Here is a 20,392-nt window from a genome sequence, read left to right as displayed (position 1 = left end):
TCCTATCTGTAAAAGGTAAATTGTAGACTTGGTAGGTACCCTTACAAATGACCAAAAGGGCGTTTTTAAGGGTAAGTGTTTTTACTTAAAGAGTAACCTGAGTATAAATTATGTCTATGATTTTATAGTAGAAAATGGTTGCCAAAAGCCTCTAAAGGTGGTAAAGAAGACTAAAGTAGTATCGTATAAAATCCTTAACTTTCAATATAATATACCGCTCTATGTGATGTATTGTGGAAAAAATTGGGTTTTATTCGATTTTTCTTTCGATCAGCTAATGAGCTGGATGAAACGAATAAACGAACCGGCCCAACAACGTTATTCATTTAAAATGATTTTAATTTAATATGAATTTGATCCGCTCTGCGTTACGAAAGCCAATTACCATTTTGGTGCTTGTAGCCAGCCTATTTTATTTCGGTATTGGTGCTGTTCGCACGATTAAGATTGACATTTTCCCGAACCTGAATCTGCCGGTCATTTACATTTCCCAACCCTTTGGGGGCTATACGCCCAACCAGATGGAGTCGTTCTTCGGGAAGCAATACGTCAACCTGTTGCTGTATGTGTCGGGGGTGAAAAGTATTGAGACGAAAAACATCCAGGGCATTACGCTCCTGAAGCTGTCGTTCTACGAAGGTACCAACATGGCCCAGGCGGCTGCGGAGGTGTCGGCCTACTCAAACCGGGCTCAGTCCAGTTTTCCGCCCGGTTCGCAACCCCCGTTTATTCTGCGCTTCGATGCCTCTACGCTGCCGGTCGGGCAGTTGGTACTGAGCAGCCCGCAACGGACAAATAATGAATTGCAGGATCTGGCCAATGTGTATATTCGGTCGGGCTTTACGTCCATTCCGGGGCTGGTTTCTCCTGCACCCTTCGGTGGTAATGCCCGGTCTATCGTGATCAAAGCAGACCCCGAACTACTGCGATCCCACAACCTCACGCCCGACCAGTTGGTGGCCGCCCTGCGCATCAATAACCAGGCAACCCCCGCCGGGAACGTACGTATCGGTGACTTCAATTACTTTACGCCAGCCAATACCACGGTCAAGAATATTCAGGATTTTGGCGATATTCCGCTTTATACGGGCTCAGTCCAAAACCTGTACCTGAAAGACGTTGCCACCATTGAGGATGGCGCCGATATTACGCAGGGGTATGTGCTGGTAAACGGGAAGCGTTCGGTATACCTGCCCATCACCAAGTCGGCGGATGCGTCGACCTGGGAGGTTGTACAAAATCTGAAAGCCGCTCTGCCTCGTTTTCAGGCGCTGCTGCCCGAAGATGTCAAGCTAACCTATACCTTCGACCAATCGGTATACGTGATCAACGCGGTCGAAAGTCTAATGACCGAAGGGGCCATCGGAGCCATTCTGACAGGGTTGATGGTACTCCTCTTCCTGGGCGACGTACGGGGGGCACTGATCGTGATCATCACCATTCCTACCTGTATAATATCCGGCGTTTTGTTCCTGTCGCTATTCGGCCAAACGATCAACATCATGACCCTAAGTGGCCTTTCGCTGGCTATCGGAATTCTGGTCGATGAAAGTACGGTAACCATTGAGAATATTCACCAGCACATGGATATGGGCAAGCCCAAAGCGCTGGCCATCTGGGATGCGTGTAAGGAAATCGCCTTTTCCAAGCTGCTGATCTTGTTCTGTATTCTGGCCGTGTTTGCCCCGGCTTTCACCATGACGGGTATTCCGGGAGCGTTGTTTCTGCCGCTGGCACTGGCCATTGGCTTCTCCATGGTTACGTCGTACCTGATGGCGCAAACGCTGGTACCGGTACTGGCCAACTGGATGATGAAAGAGCACCATCCCGCCAGCAATGGGAAAGCCACTAAGCCAGAGCCGGTCAATGGGCATGTGATAGCTGTCAACGGAAATGGGAAAGCGGGCGTAAACGGCAAGCACACGCAGGATGACATATTGCAGGAAAAGACGAAAATAGCGCACCGGATCGACCTGAATAATGACGGTAAAATCAGCTTCTTCGAGCGGGTACGCGCTCGCTTTGTGCGGTTTATCGGTCGGATGCTACCGTACCGCAAAGTCATTGTGGGTGTCTATGTCGTTGGTGCGCTGGCTATTGCCTTTGTGCTGATCAACTCCATTGGCCGCGATGTACTACCGAAAGCGGGTGGTGGGCAGTTCCAGGTACGACTGCGGAATCCCGACGGTACCCGTCTCGAAAAGACCGAAGCCACCATGCTCAAGACCATCGACGTGCTGAACAAGATGGTCGGCAAGGAAAACATCGAAATCACCTCCGCCATGGTGGGTATGCACGGAGCACAATTCTCAACGAGTCCCATTTACCTGTTCATGGCCGGGCCGCAGGAAGGTGTTTTGCAGGTGAGTCTGAAAGACGATTACGATGCGGATCTGGACGAGTTGAAGGACCGGTTCAGGGCCAGCATGAAGAAAGCGCTGCCGGGCGTGAAACTCTCTTTCGAACCCATTGAATTGACGGATAAGATTCTTAGCCAGGGGTCGCCCACGCCCATTGAAGTCAAACTTTCGGGTAAGAATAAACAGCAGAACGAAGAATACGCCAACAAGGTAATCGCCAAGCTGAACAAGATTCCGTACCTGCGGGATGTGCAGATTGGTCAGGCTACGAAATCCCCGGCCATCAACGTAAACATCGACCGGACACGGGCTGCTCAACTGGGTACGGATATATCGTCCATTTCGCGCTCGTTGATTGCCGCTACATCATCATCCCGTTACACCGAAAAAAGTGTCTGGATCGACCCCAAATCAAGCCAGACCTACACCGTACAGGTGCAGGTTCCCGAAAACCGGATGACCAGCGTGAACGACCTTGGTGAAATACCCATTCTGCCTAATTCGAACCGGCCGGTGCTCAGCGACGTCGCGACCTTGCAGGAAGGCACGACCTACGGCGAAAACGATAACATAGGGGCCATACCGGTGCTGTCGGTAACGGCTAACCTGAACGATATTGACCTGGGCACAGCCGCCAGAGACGTTCAGAAAGCCATCGACTCGCTGGGCGAACTACCCCGTGGCCTGACGGTGAAAATGCAGGGTCTGACCCAGGTACTCATCGACACGCTTGATAGTCTGCAAACGGGCCTGATCACGGCCATTGTAGTTATTTTTCTGATGCTGGCGGCCAACTTTCAATCCTTCAAAGTGTCGCTGGTGGTGCTCTGTACGGTACCTGCCGTACTGGTAGGCTCGCTGGTACTGCTGATGCTGACCGGTTCAACACTCAATCTGCAATCGTACATGGGCATGATCATGTCGGTGGGGGTGTCCATTTCCAACGCTGTGCTTATGGTGACCAATGCCGAGGAATTGCGTATGCGGAATGGCAACGCGCTGCTGGCGGCTCGGGAAGCGGCATCGTTACGGATGCGCCCTATTCTCATGACCAGCGTCGCGATGGTGGTGGGCATGATCCCGATGGCATCGGGCCTGGGTGAAGGTGGATCGCAGTCGGCTCCGCTGGGCCGGGCCGTTATTGGTGGTCTGATTGCTTCAACTTTCGCAGCTTTGTTTATTCTGCCACTAGCCTTTGCCTGGGTACAGGGCAAAACCTCAACCGAATCGGTATCGCTCGATCCCGAAGATAAAGACAGTAAATATTACATTTCCCCCTCGTATGAAACCGTCACTAAATAAACCGGTACGCAGGCTGCTTGTGCTGACAGGCAGTCTGTTGCTGGCCATTACATTAACGAATTGTCAATCTTCCGAAAGTAAGGCAGAAGCGAAAGAAGAGGCTGAAAAACCCGAAGCGCCGGCAGCATTGGAAACGTTTCCGCTGTCGAAGGGGAAACTGGCTTCGTCATTGCACATCCCCGGCGAGCTGGTTGCATTTCGTGACGTAGATATTTACGCGAAAGTGAGTGGCTTCATCAAATCGCTGCACGTAGATGTCGGCTCTGAGGTAAAGCAAGGCCAGTTGCTGGCCCTGGCCGAAGCCCCTGAACTGAGTGCCCAATTAACATCGGCAGAGTCGAGACTGAAAGCGCAGGAAGCCACATCTATCGGTAGCCGGGCCAATTACGAGCGGGTACTCGAAGCCAGTAAATTTTCCGGAGCCGTATCGAAGAACGATGTGGATCTGGCTTTAGCCCGGCGCAATGCCGATCTGGCGCAGCTGGATGCCGCCAAATCGGCTTACCGCGAAGTGGCTGATCTGAAAAAGTACCTCGAAATCAGGGCTCCTTTCAACGGGATCATCAGCGCCCGTAACGCCAGTACCGGTGCGTACATCGGACCATCGGGCAAAGGCTCTGAGTTTCCATTGTTTGTGCTGACTGAACAGAAGCGACTGCGTCTGGTCATTTCGGTGCCTGAAGCGTATACCGGTTATGTCGACCAGAATGACGACGTGAGTTTCACCGTCAAGACCTTCCCGGACAAGAAATTTACGGGGCAGATAAAACGCCTTTCCGGTGCACTGGACAAACGCCTACGTGCTGAGCGGGTCGAAGTGGATGTTGTGAACAACGACCGAAAGTTGCTGCCCGGCATGGTTGCCGAAGTCGATCTGCCATTACCGGCCAAAACGAGCACGTTCGTCGTGCCGAAATCAGCCATTGTCAACTCCTCGACGGGTGTCTTTGTGATACGTGTCAACAACCAGAAAGCGGAGTGGGTGCCGGTCAAGAAAGGGCTGGAAGCCGATAATAAAATCGAAATATTCGGTGCCGTCAACGAAGGAGACAAACTAATCACATCAGCCACCGAGGAGATTCGCGACGGTGCGGCTGTGAATGTAAAATGATGTTAATGTAGAGACCGCACCGGCGGACAGGCAATACGTTGTGTCTAATTGTCCGGATGGCTTTTGCTGACGCGAACGGACAGGGCTTGCGGCAGGTGGGGAATTTGAAACTCAACTGTCTGAATGTCTGCCGATATAAATTGCTGTTGCTCAATTACTTCAAAAGTTCAATGGGTTTCCGCCAGCCGAAACAAAAGTACAATAGGAATCCCAAGGTTGAGTTTATTCCGTCAGCCCCACTTGACACAAACCTATGTTGGCTGATGTTTATATTAGTTCGTATAAACACACTTTTAGGCGATTTTCTATTGTTCTTTAATCTGTGTAAAGAACTTTTTCGAAGAAGTTTTTTTTTCAAAAATCATCAGCTAGGTGCAAAGGGTTATCTTCTTGTATAAAAACTTTCTTCTTATTGATTAAATTGTACTTTCGATATGACCTCACTAACTTACCATCTATAATCATATATACTAAATGATATATTATTGTTTTGTTTCGTGTTTCAATTTGAATTGCAAAATTCATATAGTCAATTAAAAAGTTGAAACTTTTAGTATCAAATATGATTGCTCCGTGAGGATTTAAATTTATTCCTGTTTGTTTTATATAATTAGGTTCATAGCAGTTAAACTTTATGTGAACTTCATCATGAGTCTCTTTTAGTACATCACATTTTTTTATTTCATTATAGTTTTGGATTGTGATGTGTGCATTATTGACTGGTAATTTACTTTTGTTATAAAATCGAAAATTAAATTCTGTTTGCCTTGTTTTATTAATTTGGATATCTAAATCACTCTCGCCTATAATATTATTGTTAAGTTCCAGTGCGGTTTCTGCTAGCTTTGAATATAAACCAGTATTTTCTTGTCTTAAATTGTCAATAACTTGCGCCTGTTGTTCTACTTTTTTTGCTAAGTCGGCATTTTGAATTTTTAAATAATCAACTTTTTCCTCGGTATTCGTTCCAGTTTTTAAAATCTTATCAGATTTTTCCGAAGAACTTTTGTCTTGTAATTGTTTACCGAATAAGCCGAAAAAGGTTCCAATTATTATTATTAAACCAGATATCACATTTAAATACATTGGTTTGATGCTCCTCAAAGAAATTATCAAACCAACAATAAGTAAAACAGCTCCTAAAATAATTAATGTTATTGCCATTTTCTTAGCCATAAGAAGATTGCTGTCAGAATCAATTTCGCCTAACACTCAGTAATATACGAACCTTTCGGTTTATATAGGAACATAGATTTTTCCTGTTAAATAGCCAAAATTGAAGCAAGGATTCAATTAATTATCTGATTTGTAGGGCATTAGTCGTTTGTGTGCACCCGTCGGCAATGCAAAATACGAACCGCTCTGATGGGACTCACACGCTTTTTCAGCAATACAAAATACGTACTTCGCATTTTGTATTGTCATGATTGAAAACGACCTCTTGCGTAGTTATGAACGCGTAGGTGTTATTAATGTCGCCCAGAAATACATAATCATATCCTTTATTTCGTGCGATTGACATTCCTTTTCTTTAATTCATTAATGGCTTCCCGAATTTCCTGTTGAAGCTCCCGTTTGCTGGCTAACAGGCGTCGAGCCACTGCAACCATACGTCTCTGAATTTCTTCGTTTTCCAGACCTTCCTGTTCAATAGTAGTTAAGTACTCAAGTCTAACTAGCTTAGGTTATTTTTTGTCATGCTGAGGCACGAAGTATCATCGGTAGCAACACCAATCCAATTATCAAAGATGCTTCGTGCCTCAGCATGACAAAAAATCTTAATCGAAAATACGCTACTATAAATTAGCCGTAGTAGGTATCATGGTTCACATAGGTTTACCTGGTAGTAAAGTTGCCCAAAAATAGCGATGCTCCGGGCGTGTGTTAATTACACAATGGCGTGAGGCCAGAGCCTTACGCCATCAACATCGCAACGTCATTTCACATACCCCAATTTTCTCGGAATGGTGTAAATCTCCGTTTGCCGACCGTCGATGTAGCGGAAGGTTTTGCCATCGAAAAAGCCGTCTTCTTCGAGCATGATGCGCACTACTTTTTTCCACTCGGGGATTTCCACGGCGGCATTGAGTTCGATGGAGTAGGCTGTGTTGGCTAACAATGGATAGTCGCCGGGGCCGGGAACGCCTTTCTGCTGATCCCATAGGCCAATCGTTGGTCCGGCCGCATGCCCGTGGACACCAATGGGGTGGGAGTAGATGGTGCCGTTAATTCCTTCCTTCTTCGATTGCTCCAAAGCCGCCAGCAGCATCTGATTGCCGGTTTTCCCCGCACTGAACTGTTCGGTCAGGATTTCCTGCAACCGATTGCCCTGTTTGAACGCGGCCTTAATCGACTCTGGAACGTCGGTTTCGCCGGGGCGCAGGATGTAGGCGTGTTGCTGCTGGTCGGTGTTCAGGCGCAGGTAGGTGATGCCGAAATCGACGTGGATCAAATCGCCGGGCATGATAACCTGCTTGTCGGGTCGCTTGGAAAAGGTACGGAGGTGGTTGAAGTCCTCCTTGTCGGAACGTTGCACATCAACCGTTGGGTGAAACCAGGTGTCCAGTCCCAGGTTGGTGATGCGCTGCCGAAACCACCAGACCACATCGTCGGTCGTGGTTACGCCCGGCTGGATCACCTGCTCCGAGAAACCTTCCTGAATGATCTGGTGCGACAGTCGGCAGATGAGCGGGTAAATAGCCATCTCCTTTTCCGTCCGCGTTTCGAGCCAGCCAACGGCTAGTTTCTCCGCCGAGACAATGCGTTTCTGGTAATCGCCGGGCAGCTTTTTGAGGAACTCTTCATGTTCCGAAAACGAAAGCCCATCGGCATGGCCGTAATTGTTCGACATATTCAGGCCAATTTTCTTCGGTTTTCGGTCTTCAATGATCTTTGCCAGGGCTTCCCATTGATTGGGTCGAACGTCGATGTCCCACGCGCCTTTCAGCAGATTACCGACGTCGTAACGGGCAATGGCCAGCTTTTCAACTTCCTTCCCGTTATCGAAGAAAACCATGATCGTTCGTCGGCGGGCCGAGAGCCACGTGCTGGGCAGCATGGTTCGCAAAACGGGGTCTTCGTTGTATTCGCGGGAGATGATCACCCACATATCGATGCCCTCGCGACGCATGAGCTGGGGCAGAAAATTGGTGAAGCGGTCGTCCAGAATTTCGTCGATCACCCGCGACCGGTCGCGTTCGGTTAAAACAGTAGATGGGGAGGGGCTTTGCGCATAGGCGGTGCACAGGATAAGCGAAAATGTAAATAATTTTATCAGGAAGTGTACTGATCGGTGCATAGAGTTCAGGGTATCAACAGTTTGAAGCAAGATACATAAAGGCGTTATAGATTTTTAACAAATGGGTAGACAACGTTTCCCTTTCCGTGTGCATCTTGCCTTTAGAGTAGTCATTCACCCAATTGTCAATAGATATTGATGAATTGTATAAAAAGGGGCCTCTACTCTTCGTTTACCGAGTACTTTCGTGCACTTGTCAACTCACGCTTCATGAAGTCTATACTACTGTTAGTCATTGCCTGTTTTTATTCGTTATCAATAATTGCCCAAACAGGAACCACTGGCTTGCGGGGCACCGTCAAAAATGCGCAGGGCGACGTGCTTCCGTTTGCGGCTGTGATTGTCAAAGGCACTGATGCGTCAGCCAAGTCTACGGGTACGATCACCAATGCCGAAGGGCGGTACGAGATTGTACTGGCACCGGGTAAATACAACATTGCCTTCCAGTACCTGGGTTTCCAGACGATACAGAAACCCGTTGAGATCGGAACAGGCTTTACGACGCTGGATGCCACCCTGGAAGAACAGGCACTCCGGCTGGCCGAGGTGCAGACCAAAGCAGGGAACGAAGACCCGGCCTACACCATCATGCGTCGGGCCATTGCCAAAAGCCGGTTCCACCAGTTGCAGGTACAACGCTTTAAAGCACGGGTGTATACCAAGTCATCCTTTACCGTCATCGACCTGCCCAATCTGGCCGAAATGGCCTTCCGAAAGCAGCTAAAGGAAGCCGAAAAGGAAGCTAACTTTAAAGTGGGCGTGCCCCTGCTTAATGAAACCGTAGCCGAAGTAACGTTCAGTCAGCCCAATACCTACCGGCAACGAATCATTGCCAACCGGAATTCGCAGGGCGATTTTCTCAGTCCAAACCAGTTTTACAACGCCAGTTTCTATAGCCCGACCATTGCCGGAGCCGTGTCGCCGTTATCGCCCAAAGCGTTTGCCTATTATAAATTCGAGTACAAAGGCACCTTTCGGGAGCCGGGTGGGGTAGAAGTAAGCAAGATTCAGGTGATTCCCCGTCAATACGGTGAGGGCGTTTTTCGAGGGACAATCTACATCCTGGAAAATACCTGGGCCATTCATAGTCTGCAACTGGAGACGGTCAACAACATTGGCGTGTCGATTACGGTACGTCATATTTGCACCCCCATTCAGGGCGTCTGGATGCCAACCAATCAGCGATACGAAGGCAAGGGGTCGTACCTGGGCGTGAAAGCTACGGGCTATTATATCCGAAACCTGACCTTTAGTGAGTTCGTGGTCAACCCCGCTTTTGTCGAGGATATTGAAGTGGCCGACGAGAAGAAAGCTCCGCCCACCCAAACCTTATCCAAAAGCGAAATAAAGGGCCGGAATATGGATGAGCTGGTGAAGAAGCAGAAGGAGTTTTCGACTAAAAACCTGCGTCAGATGGTCAAGGAGTACGAAAAGCAGGAGAAACAGGCGCGTAAGAGTCGGAAAGAAGACGTTACGGTGGTGCGCGACGATTCGCTGGTTGTCGACTCGCTGGCCCGCAAACGCTCCAATGTGTTCTGGGATTCACTGCGCTCGGTGCCGCTGACAACGGCCGAAATCAAGAGCTACCGAAAGGCGGACAGCCTGGGTTTGGTCAAAGAAATAAAGGTGCCTACCAAGGCCGATAGCCTTAAGCAGGATAGCCTCGCGCTGGCGAAAAAGAAAAAGTCGCCCAATAAGTTTTCACCAGGTCAATTGCTGAGCGGGCATACCTGGCGGCTTACCAAACAGAGTTCGCTGATTTACACCAGTCCGCTGGCACGGATCGAATACAATACCGTTGAGGGGTATACGGTGGAGGGCGCATTGAATTTACGTTACCGGGCTAAAGTCGATTCGGTGAATCGGTTCCGGCAGATACCGTTAGGAGAGTGGAACATTGGCGGCACCGGGCGGTACCAGTTCGGGCGAAAGGGGTTTGTGGGGTACGGCTTGAGCAGTTATCAGTACAAAAACACGAAAGTCAGCGTGTCGGGTGGGCGTTATCTCTACCAGTATAACCCTGACAACCCGATCAGCCCATTCCTGAATACATTGACAACCTTGGTCTTTGGGCAGAATTTCGCAAAACTCTACCAAAAGGATTTTCTGAATCTGACCGTGACGGCCTCCCCGTTCAAAGACCGTATTTCGTTGACGGGTAGTCTGGAATATGCCCAGCGTACCGAACTGGCTAATTACCGGGAAGACCTAAAGCCTTGGATCAACTGGCGGGAACGGACGTTTACACCCAACCGCCCGGATAATGCTGAAGTAGAAACGACCGCCTTCCCCACGCACAACGCCCTGTTGCTGAACCTGACCGCTTCGGCGAAACTGGGGGCTACGCAATACACCATCCGCAATGGACGGCGGGTTGCCCGGCGGGATAACGATGCGCCCCTGCTGACACTGAACTATCGGAAAGGCATGCAGGATGTCGACTATGATTTTTTACAGGCCAGTATCAGTCACTCGTTCGAGACGGGTATTCGCAGCCGGTTGAACTATAAACTCAGCGCAGGTTCTTTTCTGAACGACCGGCGGGTCTACTTTCCCGACTTCAAGCACTTCGAAGGGAATCAGTTTTTCTTTCAGCAGGGCGATGTGGTGTCGACTTATCGACTGCTGCCGTATTACCAGTACAGCACGGGCAAACGCTTTGCCGAAGCCCACGTGCTGGCCGAGTTTCGTAAGTTTTTTGTGACGCAGCTAACCGTGGTCCGGCTGCTCGGTCTGAAAGAAAACCTATTCGTGCATTACCTCTACACGCCAGCCTCGAAGAACTACACCGAAGTGGGGTATGGTCTGGATGGCCTGATTCCGCAAGTGCTGCCGTTCTTCCGGGTCGAAGTTATTTCACAATGGCAGGACGCCAAATACCAGGGGCTGGGTTTTCGAATTGGCACAACGTTGAAGTTCGGGCGGTGATCTGAACCGCCGGGCGGCCCCGCGGGATTTTAACGAGTTTATAAGGATTTAAGGACTATTGACAGTTGAGCAGGCTACTATATTGACGCTATTTTGTAATGTGCGGGAAATCTTGTGAATCGGTTAGTTCGTGTTAAAATCTAGCGGGGCAGGTCGCTTGGTTAATAAATTGTGTTTGAGATTCTTAAGTCCCTAACAGAATGGTAAAGGTCGGGTAATCAAGAGGTAATAGGTAGGGCCGTACTTTGCGCAAACCAACATGTACGTATGAACCGTCGGGATATCGTGAAGCAAATGAGTGCGGGCCTTGCGGCTCTTTCCGTAACTTCTCTGGCATCTGCCCACGCTAAAACGCCATCCAGGCAACGGGTATTGCGAGTTGCCCACCTCACCGATGTACATATGCAGCCGATCATTGGGGCAGCAAAAGGCTTTGAAAAATGCCTTCATCATGTACAGAGCCTACCCGATAAACCAGATTTGATCATCAATGGGGGCGATGCCATTATGGAAGCCCACGGCCGGGGCAAGGATAGTGTAAGCCGACAATGGCGGTTGTACCAGGATGTACTCCGAAGCGAAAACGCATTGCCTGTTATGAGCTGCGTTGGTAACCATGATATCTGGTGCAAGCAGGAAACAAAAATCTGCTTTGAAGCCGGACGTCAATGGGCGATAGACGAGTTCAAGATGGCAAACCGCTATTACAGTATCGACCGGAATGGCTGGCGCATCATCATGCTGGATAGCGTGCAGCCTAAAGCCGATGGGAGCTGGTATACGGCCCATCTGGACGACGAACAATACCATTGGCTCGACGCCGAGTTGAAGTCGACGCCTAACACAACACCTATTCTGATTGTATCGCACATCCCGATTCTGGCCGCTTGTGTATTCTTCGATGGACAGCGCTTCGCTGATGAAAACTGGAGCGTACCGGCTCGCTGGATGCATAGCGATACGGTTCGTCTGACGAGCTTATTCCATAATTACCCCAACGTAAAGGCCGCCCTCAGCGGCCATATTCATTTAACAGACCGTGTCGATTACAATGGCGTCTCGTACTACTGCAATGGAGCCGTTAGCGGTGCCTGGTGGTTTGGGAAATACCACCATACAGCCGCTGGTTACGCTCTAGTTGATTTGTATGACGACGGGACAGTGGAAAATAAGTATGTGAACTATGTTTGAACCGGGATTTGTTTGATTCTTATGATTAGCCTGATTTTGCTTTCAAAGAAAGCTTTTGAAGAAATCATAGTCTGTCAATGAAATCATAAAAATCCCGATTTTGGACAATATCAAAGACTTATTCAATGTATTCCCCCGCACTGGTCGCGTCGAGTGGATGGGCATTCGGGCACAGCGACGCGAACCCCTAATGGTTGTTGATTCGATAGAAGTTACCGAAAAAAGAGGCATTCTTGGCGATCATTATAGTGGGCAAAGCGGCAACCGGCACGTTACACTTATTCAGGCCGAACACTTGCCCGTAGTGGCGGCTTTAACGGGCCGCGATGTACTCGACCCGGCATTGGTTCGTCGAAATATTGTTGTGTCGGGTATAAACTTGCTGTCGCTTAAAGACCAGAAAGTTCAGATTGGCAGCACCGTTCTTCAAATTACGGGGCAATGTCATCCCTGTTCCAAAATGGAGACGGCGTTGGGACCGGGCGGATATAATGCCATGCGTGGGCACGGCGGCATGACTGCCAAAGTTTTGACGGGTGGAGAAATACGTGTAGGAGACGAGGTTATTTTTGTTCAGCCTTAAAGCAGGAGAGTTGCTCTGGGTTTATGGCTGCTTTTGTGCCGGAGCATCGGGGTCGGCAGAAATGCGACTGGGGCGATTGAAGCCTTTGCCATACCGATTGCGTAACTGCTGGATAGTATTGATCAGGTCGTAATCTTCGGCTTTGAGCAGAAATTCATCGTCCAAATCGCAGAAGTCATAGAAACGGTCTACTTCATCGGGTTTCAGGGTCGTAGATTGCTCGACCAGAAGCCGGAACCGTTCCACAGCCAGCGCGTGCCGACGGTCCTGTTGCATGATATAATACGCTTTCCGATCAGATTTAGGCCGTTTGGCAAATAGCTCATACAGTAGCGTTACCCCGGCACCATCCGCCAATCGATCAAAAGCCTGCTCGCCGGTGACTTTTTTGGAAGCTGTTGGCTCGTCAAGAACCTGTTGGATTTCGCGCTTTACTTCTTCGTAGCGTTTACCTTTTACAGTCACCTCGGCCAGATCGACCACCCGGTATGGCATTGGCGGAAGGGCGCGGGCTACGATGGTCGGGTTGTCTGAGCCATCGTAACGAATGCCCGTGCGGCTATACAACTGACTGGTCAGAATAAGTGAATCGCCGGGCTGTATAGTCAGGAAAAAACGCCCTGAGGCATTGGTTCGGGCACGCTGACGGGTTCGCTGGTTAACAATGGTTACCTTATCAACGCCACTTTTTGTTGACTGATCAATTACCGTTCCAACCACGTACTTACCCTGTGCCAATGCACTACCCGACCAGCCCAACAGGCAGATTAGAAAAAGGGATAGTAGGGGTTTGGCAGGCATATTAGCTTAAGTCTTTTTAGTCGGTAAGCCGCTTACTGACTTACCGACTTTTACACAAAAATACAGTTTGGTTGCATTTAATCCTGTTAAAAAACCTTAACCAGTTTCTTCAGTCGATCTATGGTCACATCCGTAAAGTCATGCGCAACGTCGTCAACAAACGGCCACAGTTCGTCGGGCGATTGCGTCGTGGCCATACCAACCACCAGGGCTCCGGCGGCTTTAGCGGCCTGAATACCCGTCATCGAATCTTCAAAAATAAGGCTGTCCGTTGGCTCAACGCCCAGCAGACTCATAGCTTTCTGATAAATCTCGGGGTCTGGTTTGGGATGACTAACCATACTTTCGTTGAGCAGCACATCAAAATAAGACCGAATACCGAGCGCATCCATCACAAAATCAAGATTTTCGACCGGGGCCGAAGTCGCCACTGCCGTACGAATACCGGCGGCTTTCAGCGACTGCAGAAAGGGAACCAGGCCTGCAACGGGCGTAATGTCGTGTTCGTACAGCTCCCTGAATAACGCTTCCTTTTCGTGAGCCAGCCGTTTGGCTTCGTCAGGACTAAGGGCTTGTCCGGCAAAAAGATGGCCTAAAATATCATCGTTATGCTTGCCAGATACGTGCTGCACAAAGTCTTCATCACTCAGCGTTCTGCCGTAGCGTTGGTAGTACTCGCGCCAGGCTATGCGGTGATGCGGGTTTGTGTCAACAATGACCCCGTCCATGTCAAAAATTACAGCTTTCATTTGATCGTATTTTTAATGTTTTGTTACTGGGTATTTGTTTCGAGGAGGAAGGTGTAATGCTCTGTTTAACAAATAATTAATAACAGATTACCCAGCATTCTTACTTCATTTTCACAATCGTAACCCCCGCACCACCCCGGTCGGCGTGTTCATCCTCCATCTTGCCTACCTGCTTGTAGCCGCGCAGGTGATTACGGACGAGTGTTCGCAGAATGCCGTCGCCTTTACCGTGAACGATGCGCAGCTCAGGATAACCGAGCATTAAGGCATCATCGAAAAAGCGATCCACTTCGCCGAGGGCTTCCTCTCCGCGCTTGCCCCGAATGTCGAGATTGAAGCTGAAGTTCTGCATCTTCTCGTTCATATCCACACCCTGGCTACGAGGGCGGTCGTCGCGTACTTCGGTTGCGGCTGCGAACGTCTTTTTGCTTACTTTTTCGAGCCGGTTCAGCTTAACGTTCGACTTAAGGTCGCCAATGCGAATTTCGGCGTCTTTACCTCGTATGGCCAGTACTTCGCCAATGGTATTCTGGCCAGTAATCCGCACATAACTTCCTGCAGAAATCGCGCCGTTGTCCTTCACAAACTCATCTTCGGCTGGTTTCGGAGTTTCCAGAACGACAGGCTCTGGTTTCAGCTCTTTCTGCTCGAACCGTTCCAGTTCCTGACGAACCTGTTTGGTCGTTTCGCGCTCTGCCTTGTTCTCCTTGATTTCCCGGATGGTATTCTCAATGCGCTGATTTGCTTCCTGAACGAGGGCTTTAGCTTTCTGCTTGGCGTCGTTAACGATCTTTTTCTGGTCGTTATCCAACCGTTCTTTCAGCGCTGTGTATTCGGCCAGTTGTTGGGCAAGTTTACGCTGGTTGATACCGATTTCGATGTTTTTCTCCGAGAAGACGCGCTTCTCGATGTCCAGCTCTTTTAGCAGTTTCTCAAAGTTTACCTGCTGCGTACCGAGTTTATCCTTTGCCCGGTCTATTACGCCTTTAGGCAGCCCAATCTTTTGCGCAATCTCAAAGGCAAACGACGAGCCCGGCTGGCCGATCTCCAGTTTATAAAGCGGTTCCAGGTGCTCACCGTCAAAACGCATAGCCCCGTTGATGAGTCCCGGCGTTTTATCGGCCATCACCTTCAGATTAGTATAGTGCGTATTGACGACCCCATACGCCCCGGATTTATTGAGGTCTTCCAGAATCGACTCGGCAATAGCACCCCCCAGCCCCGGTTCGGTACCGGTACCGAATTCGTCGATCAGAAAGAGGGTACGCTTGTTCGCACCGATCAAAAACTGCTTCATCGCCGTGAGGTGCGATGAATACGTACTAAGGTCGTTCTCCAGTGATTGCTCATCGCCGATGTCGATGAAGAGATTCTGAAAAACGCCCATTTCTGCATAATCGGCCATGGGCACCAGCAGACCACACTGAAGCATGTACTGAATGAGGCCAATGGTTTTCAACGAAACCGATTTTCCTCCAGCGTTAGGACCGGAAATAATGAGAATTCGGGCCTTTTCGTCCAGCTTCACGCTTAGCGGAACCACCGTCTTTCCCTGTTTCGAAAAGGATAGGTAAAGCAGCGGGTGACGGGCATTGGTCCAGTTTATAAACGGCCGTTCGTGCAGTTTAGGCATGATGGCGTCCAACTGAACCGCCAGTTTGGCCTTGGCGCGAATGAAGTCGATCTGGGCCAGAAAGTTTACTGCTTTTTTCAGATCATCCAGATGGGGTCGAATCTGATCGGTGAGGGCGAGGAGAATCCGGTAGATTTCGCGCCGTTCTTCGTACTCCAATTCCCGAATTTCATTGTTGGCATCGAATACTTCGGCCGGTTCCAGAAACACGGTTTGACCCGTCTGCGATTCGTCGTGGACAAATCCCTTAATTTTTCGTTTGTGTTCGGCTGCAATCGGAATCACGAGCCGACCCCCACGCACCGTCAATGACAGGTCGTCTGGAATCCAGCCGTTTTGCCGGGCTTGCCGCAAAATACTGTCCAGCCGTTTGCGCAGATTGGCCTGTTCACCAATAATACGCCGACGGATACTCGCCAGCTCCGGTGAGGCCGAGTCGCGGATATTGCCCCGGTCGTCGACAACCCGTTCGAGCGCATCCGTTAACTTCTTGTCTACACCAACCGGACCGGCCAGTTCACGCAGAAACGGGAAATTGTTATCCTCTTCCCGTTTGGACAAGAAGCGCAGGCAGTCCTGAATGGTCCGCAGGGCGAGTTTCAGGTCAAAGAATTCAGCTTCCGTCAGGGCTAAGCCTTCCACGCGGGCCCGGCTCAGATGCGGGCGAACGTCGATGTAGTTGCTCGTTGGAAAGTCTGGCTCATACTGAACGATCTGCTTGAATTCGGTCGTTTGCCGAAGCAGTTTGTCGATAAGCTGGACGTTATCGGTAAAGCGAATCTTTTCAACGTAATCCTGCCCCAGTGGACTGACACAGGCCTCTTTGAGCCGTTCGCGGATGGTATCGAAACCTAGTTTGTTTTCTAAGGTATTGGGATAAAGCATTAAGTCGTGCGCACCAGTAGCCGGTGCAGGAAAGTGTTATCGGTAAGCAGATATAAATGCTGTACATAGATAACAGTGGGGGAGGGCCGTGGGTTCGTTCTATTTGGACAGATGCTCCAGTCGTTCCAGCATTTCAAGACAGGCGCGGCTATTGTGGTAGGGACATTTCCACATACTGATTTTGTCTTTTCCCACTACGGTATGATCGCCGGTAACGCCCATGTACCATTCGCCGTTCTGGCGGTCGAGTAAGTACTTCTTTGTGAACTCCCAGCTTTTTACGGACTTGTCCAGAAACGGCTTCTCGTGCGTAAGCTGGTAGGCATTCATGAACCCAACCATGGCTTCGGCCAGTACCCACCACGACCGTTCTTTGTTCAGGTGGCCGTCGGGCTCCAGTTCGTAGTTCATGCCGCCGTCGGTAGGGTCGTAGCCGGTAGAGGCTGCCCGCGCCATTTTTACTCCTATGTGCTGAAAGGCTTTTTGCAGTGGCTTGTCCGATGGGTTTTTAGCGGCCAGCAAGTCGGCGGCTTCGGGGAGCAGCCAGGAGGCTTCGATGTCGTGACCGTAAGAAACGGCCGTCCGCCGGACTTTCCAGTTCATGTCCATAAACAGATTCATTCGGTAGGTTGTCGGGTCGATGATATGAATCTGAAACATGTGCAGCATACCGCGCATCTGTTCGGCCACCGATTTGTCCGGCCAGACGTGGTACAAACACGTGAACGACTCCAGAATGTGGAGGTGCGTGTTCATCGTCTTTATCTCCTGATTATCATATTTGCTGATAATGTAATCGTTGGCGGGCGACCAGTCGCGGGCGAGAGCTTCTACGAACCCGCCTTTCTTCGGATCATACGCATGCTTCACCATCTGCTGGAACACATCTTTGGCCAGGGCGAGGGCGGGTGCCGATTTGGTAGCACGAACATATTCGCTCAGGCCATATAGGGTGAAAGCCTGGCCATACAGGTGCTTAAGCGTGTTTTTGGGTTGCCCCAGGGCATCCACCGACCAGTAGATACCGCCGTATTCGGGATCGACGAAGTATTTCTGAATGTATTGGAAAGCTTTATCGGCAATGGGACGATAGTCTTCGTGCTGCGTGTGCCGGAGGGCCGCCGAGAATGTCCACAAAATTCGGGCATTTAGAACGATACCTTTTTCGGCGTTTGGATCGGGCTGGTTTTGGTAATTGACCCGGCCGTAGAAACCACCATGCACAGGATCGGGAGCGTAGCGAGTCCAGTAAGCAAGTATATCTTTATGTTCCTGCCGCAGTTCGGCGCGAAGTTGCTTTAAGTCCATTACGATCAATGATGAATTAGGAATGACGAAGGGTTGGCGGGTTTATGAACAGAGCCCGTTATCCATCATCATTCATAATTCATCAGTCATCCTTTTCTACTGTTATTTCCGGCTGCCATTCCGACTATTGCTATGACCTGAGTGGCCATGACCTCCGCGTTCTTCAGCCAGTTCGTTTACGCTCTTTGCTTCAACATCGTGGTTCTCTTCTTCGCGCTGTACACTCTTGTCCGAACTGGTCATTGACCGCTCTCCGTTCGGGCGGTCCTTTCCGGTGTCGTGAGCTTCGTAATTACGGGTTCGTTCGTGATTTGCCTGTAAATCCTTTGAACCCGGCTGGTCTGTGGTTTTGTGATTTGCCATGATAAATCTCTATTTGTTGAGTAGACTTTTAACGCACGGGCCATAAAAATGTTTACGACAAAAATGCCCGATCTGCACAGCAGATCGGGCATTTTTGTCTTGGAATTAACTAAGTAAGCGATTGGCTTAGTAGCCTGGGTTCTGCTTCAGGATATCTTTACCCTGAATATCGATTTGCGCCTGAGGGATGGGCAGGTACTCATCTTTTCCAGCTGTGAATTTAGCTCCACCCAGTGCTGTTGGAAGCCTTGCCACTGCGCCTTCATATTGAAGATATGCGTTCAGCACAGGGGCAGCAACTCCCCAACGTACGAGGTCGAAGAAACGGTGTCCTTCGTCGCCTAACTCTAAACGACGCTCGAATCGAAGTGCCGTTGTCGCGGAGGTTTTTGACGCAAACACTGAGGCTGGATATTCCGAGATCACGTAGTTAGCAGCCGGCGTTCCATTGGCCCGTTTTACAAAACCATCCGGATTGGCAGCCCGTTTCCGTACCATATTTACGTAATCCCGTGCTTTGGCTAACGAACCCGCTTCAATTTCGGCTTCAGCTGCCATCAGCAATACATCGGCATAACGAATGATCGGGAAGTTAAGCGCGGTATAGCCTGGTGTCCACGAGCTATTGTCTTGCAGCGAACCCCGGTCCGACTTGTAATAGGTAAACTTCTTAGGTGAGTAAGGGCCACCGCTAGTTTGCAGACGAATCCAGTCGGCACCCGGGTGATCCTGCCAGTCGAGGTATGGAATACCACGCCGACCCACCGCATGGTCGAGTCGAGGATCGAGGTTACCTGCATCGGGCGTGAATGGATCTTTACTCAGGATATTCATGTCGTTTTTCACCTGGTTGGCACCGGAATTATACGAGTTATCGAGTAAAGGCAGTCCAGTGGCGTCGGTACGGAACGAGTTTACGTACTCGAAGCTTGGCTGGTTGAAGCCGCAGCAGTTTCCTGGTCCGTTCGGTCCGGTGTTGTATGGGTAGTTCAGATCGAACTCCGGGTTAGCATTATTGACATTACCAGTATTTGCAGCCGCCTGAATAGCGAATACAGATTCTTCGTTGTTGTCATTCGTAGCTCTATATAGGTCAGCATACTTGGCTACCAGACCATATTTTTTACCGTTAGATGTTTTGCCATTGGCAATGATAAGATCGAACAAGGTTTTGGCCTCCGAAAACTTCTTCTGATACATATACGTCTTGGCCAATTGTGCGGCAGCAGCCCATTTATTTACCCGGCCCACCGCCGATTGTGTTTCGGGAAGATTCTCATAGGCAAACTTAATATCGGCTTCAATCTTTGGCCATAGATCCGTGTTGTTAGGCACTTTTTCGATACCCGTGCCATAGTCTACCGTCTCATCAATATAGGGGGCCATGTTATAGAGCCGCTTCAGATCGAAGTAGTAGAGGCCGCGTAGGAACCGGGTTTCGGCAGTAATACGGATTTTGTCGGCGGCTGATACATCGGAGCCAGCCGTAGCTAAAAGCCGCAGGGTTGAATTTGCGCGTGAAATGCCTTCATATTTCCGGGCCCATGTACCGGCAACGTCACCCGTTGGGATCGTCTCGAAGCGCTGTATGGGTACGAAGTTCGTACCGTCGCCAAAGTCGGTGCCTTTATTGGCATCGCCACCCCGAATGCCACCCCAAACCCAGTTGGCAAATGAAGCATTCCGGTCTCCCCGGCCATTGAGCAATGAGTAAACAGAAACCAGAGAACCTTCAATGGCTGCTTTTGTATTAAGCTGGGCAACACTCAATTGCCCCGTTACAGGTACCTCCAGGAAGGTATCCTTACAGGCAACTCCCACCAGCGATATCGCTGCGGTAGAGCCAAGAATGAGAACTTGTTTTTTAAGATTCATTTGAT

At 49.8% G+C, this 20,392-nt stretch carries 13 protein-coding genes; 5 read left to right on the top strand and 8 right to left on the bottom strand.

Translation table 11 applies throughout. The features are described from left to right. Positions 1 to 347 precede the first annotated feature (347 nt). Together NT073_RS27420 and NT073_RS27415 are read left to right on the top strand one after the other, a co-directional pair. Positions 348 to 3,662 carry an efflux RND transporter permease subunit gene (locus tag NT073_RS27420; RefSeq protein ID WP_297380196.1) on the top strand — a complete coding sequence of 1,105 codons (3,315 nt, stop codon included), beginning with the start codon at positions 348 to 350 and terminating at the stop codon, positions 3,660 to 3,662. After that, the gene (locus tag NT073_RS27415; protein WP_297380193.1) at positions 3,643 to 4,773 is read left to right on the top strand and encodes an efflux RND transporter periplasmic adaptor subunit; all 1,131 of its coding nucleotides are present in this window, start codon (positions 3,643 to 3,645) and stop codon (positions 4,771 to 4,773) included. Before NT073_RS27420 ends, NT073_RS27415 begins: the two co-directional genes overlap by 20 nt. Positions 4,774 to 5,127: 354 nt before the next feature. On the opposite strand, the gene NT073_RS27410 is transcribed toward NT073_RS27415, so the two are convergent. After that, complete coding sequence (locus NT073_RS27410) at positions 5,128 to 5,949, bottom strand: hypothetical protein (RefSeq protein ID WP_297380191.1); 822 nt, start codon at positions 5,947 to 5,949, stop codon at positions 5,128 to 5,130. Positions 5,950 to 6,709: 760 nt separating this feature from the next. Continuing rightward, positions 6,710 to 8,071 (bottom strand): M24 family metallopeptidase, encoded by a 1,362-nt coding sequence (locus tag NT073_RS27405; protein ID WP_297380188.1) that lies wholly within the window; start codon positions 8,069 to 8,071, stop codon positions 6,710 to 6,712. 210 nt (positions 8,072 to 8,281) lie between these two features. On the opposite strand from NT073_RS27405, the gene NT073_RS27400 reads away from it, so the two are divergent. The 3 genes from NT073_RS27400 (at position 8,282) to NT073_RS27390 (ending at position 12,773) form a co-directional block, all read left to right on the top strand. Further along, complete coding sequence (locus NT073_RS27400) at positions 8,282 to 10,999, top strand: DUF5686 and carboxypeptidase regulatory-like domain-containing protein (RefSeq protein ID WP_297380185.1); 2,718 nt, start codon at positions 8,282 to 8,284, stop codon at positions 10,997 to 10,999. A gap of 267 nt (positions 11,000 to 11,266) precedes the next feature. Further along, the gene (locus NT073_RS27395) at positions 11,267 to 12,190 is read left to right on the top strand and encodes a metallophosphoesterase (protein WP_297380182.1); all 924 of its coding nucleotides are present in this window, start codon (positions 11,267 to 11,269) and stop codon (positions 12,188 to 12,190) included. Positions 12,191 to 12,290: 100 nt separating this feature from the next. Then, positions 12,291 to 12,773, top strand: a complete 483-nt coding sequence (locus NT073_RS27390; RefSeq protein ID WP_297380179.1) for an MOSC domain-containing protein — start codon at positions 12,291 to 12,293, stop codon at positions 12,771 to 12,773. Positions 12,774 to 12,794: 21 nt separating this feature from the next. Here NT073_RS27390 and NT073_RS27385 read toward each other — a convergent pair whose 3' ends face one another. The 6 genes from NT073_RS27385 to NT073_RS27360 form a co-directional block, all read right to left on the bottom strand. Then, complete coding sequence (locus NT073_RS27385) at positions 12,795 to 13,574, bottom strand: hypothetical protein (protein ID WP_297380176.1); 780 nt, start codon at positions 13,572 to 13,574, stop codon at positions 12,795 to 12,797. Between the two features lie 86 nt (positions 13,575 to 13,660). Continuing rightward, positions 13,661 to 14,323 (bottom strand): HAD family phosphatase, encoded by a 663-nt coding sequence (locus NT073_RS27380; protein WP_297380173.1) that lies wholly within the window; start codon positions 14,321 to 14,323, stop codon positions 13,661 to 13,663. Positions 14,324 to 14,423: 100 nt separating this feature from the next. Further along, entirely contained in the window at positions 14,424 to 16,841 is a 2,418-nt protein-coding gene (locus tag NT073_RS27375) for an endonuclease MutS2 (protein ID WP_297380170.1), read from the bottom strand. 99 nt (positions 16,842 to 16,940) lie between these two features. Continuing rightward, positions 16,941 to 18,149, bottom strand: a complete 1,209-nt coding sequence (locus NT073_RS27370) for an AGE family epimerase/isomerase (RefSeq protein WP_297380168.1) — start codon at positions 18,147 to 18,149, stop codon at positions 16,941 to 16,943. A gap of 102 nt (positions 18,150 to 18,251) precedes the next feature. Then, on the bottom strand, positions 18,252 to 18,512 hold the full coding sequence (locus NT073_RS27365) for a hypothetical protein (RefSeq protein WP_297380165.1): 261 nt from the start codon (positions 18,510 to 18,512) through the stop codon (positions 18,252 to 18,254). A gap of 126 nt (positions 18,513 to 18,638) precedes the next feature. After that, the gene (locus tag NT073_RS27360; protein ID WP_297380162.1) at positions 18,639 to 20,387 is read right to left on the bottom strand and encodes a RagB/SusD family nutrient uptake outer membrane protein; all 1,749 of its coding nucleotides are present in this window, start codon (positions 20,385 to 20,387) and stop codon (positions 18,639 to 18,641) included. Positions 20,388 to 20,392: the final 5 nt, after the last annotated feature.

The organism is Spirosoma sp., assembly GCF_026391055.1.
GTDB lineage: Bacteria > Bacteroidota > Bacteroidia > Cytophagales > Spirosomataceae > Spirosoma.
Note: the sequence above shows the minus strand (reverse complement) of the source record. Positions and strands in the feature narration are given on the sequence as shown.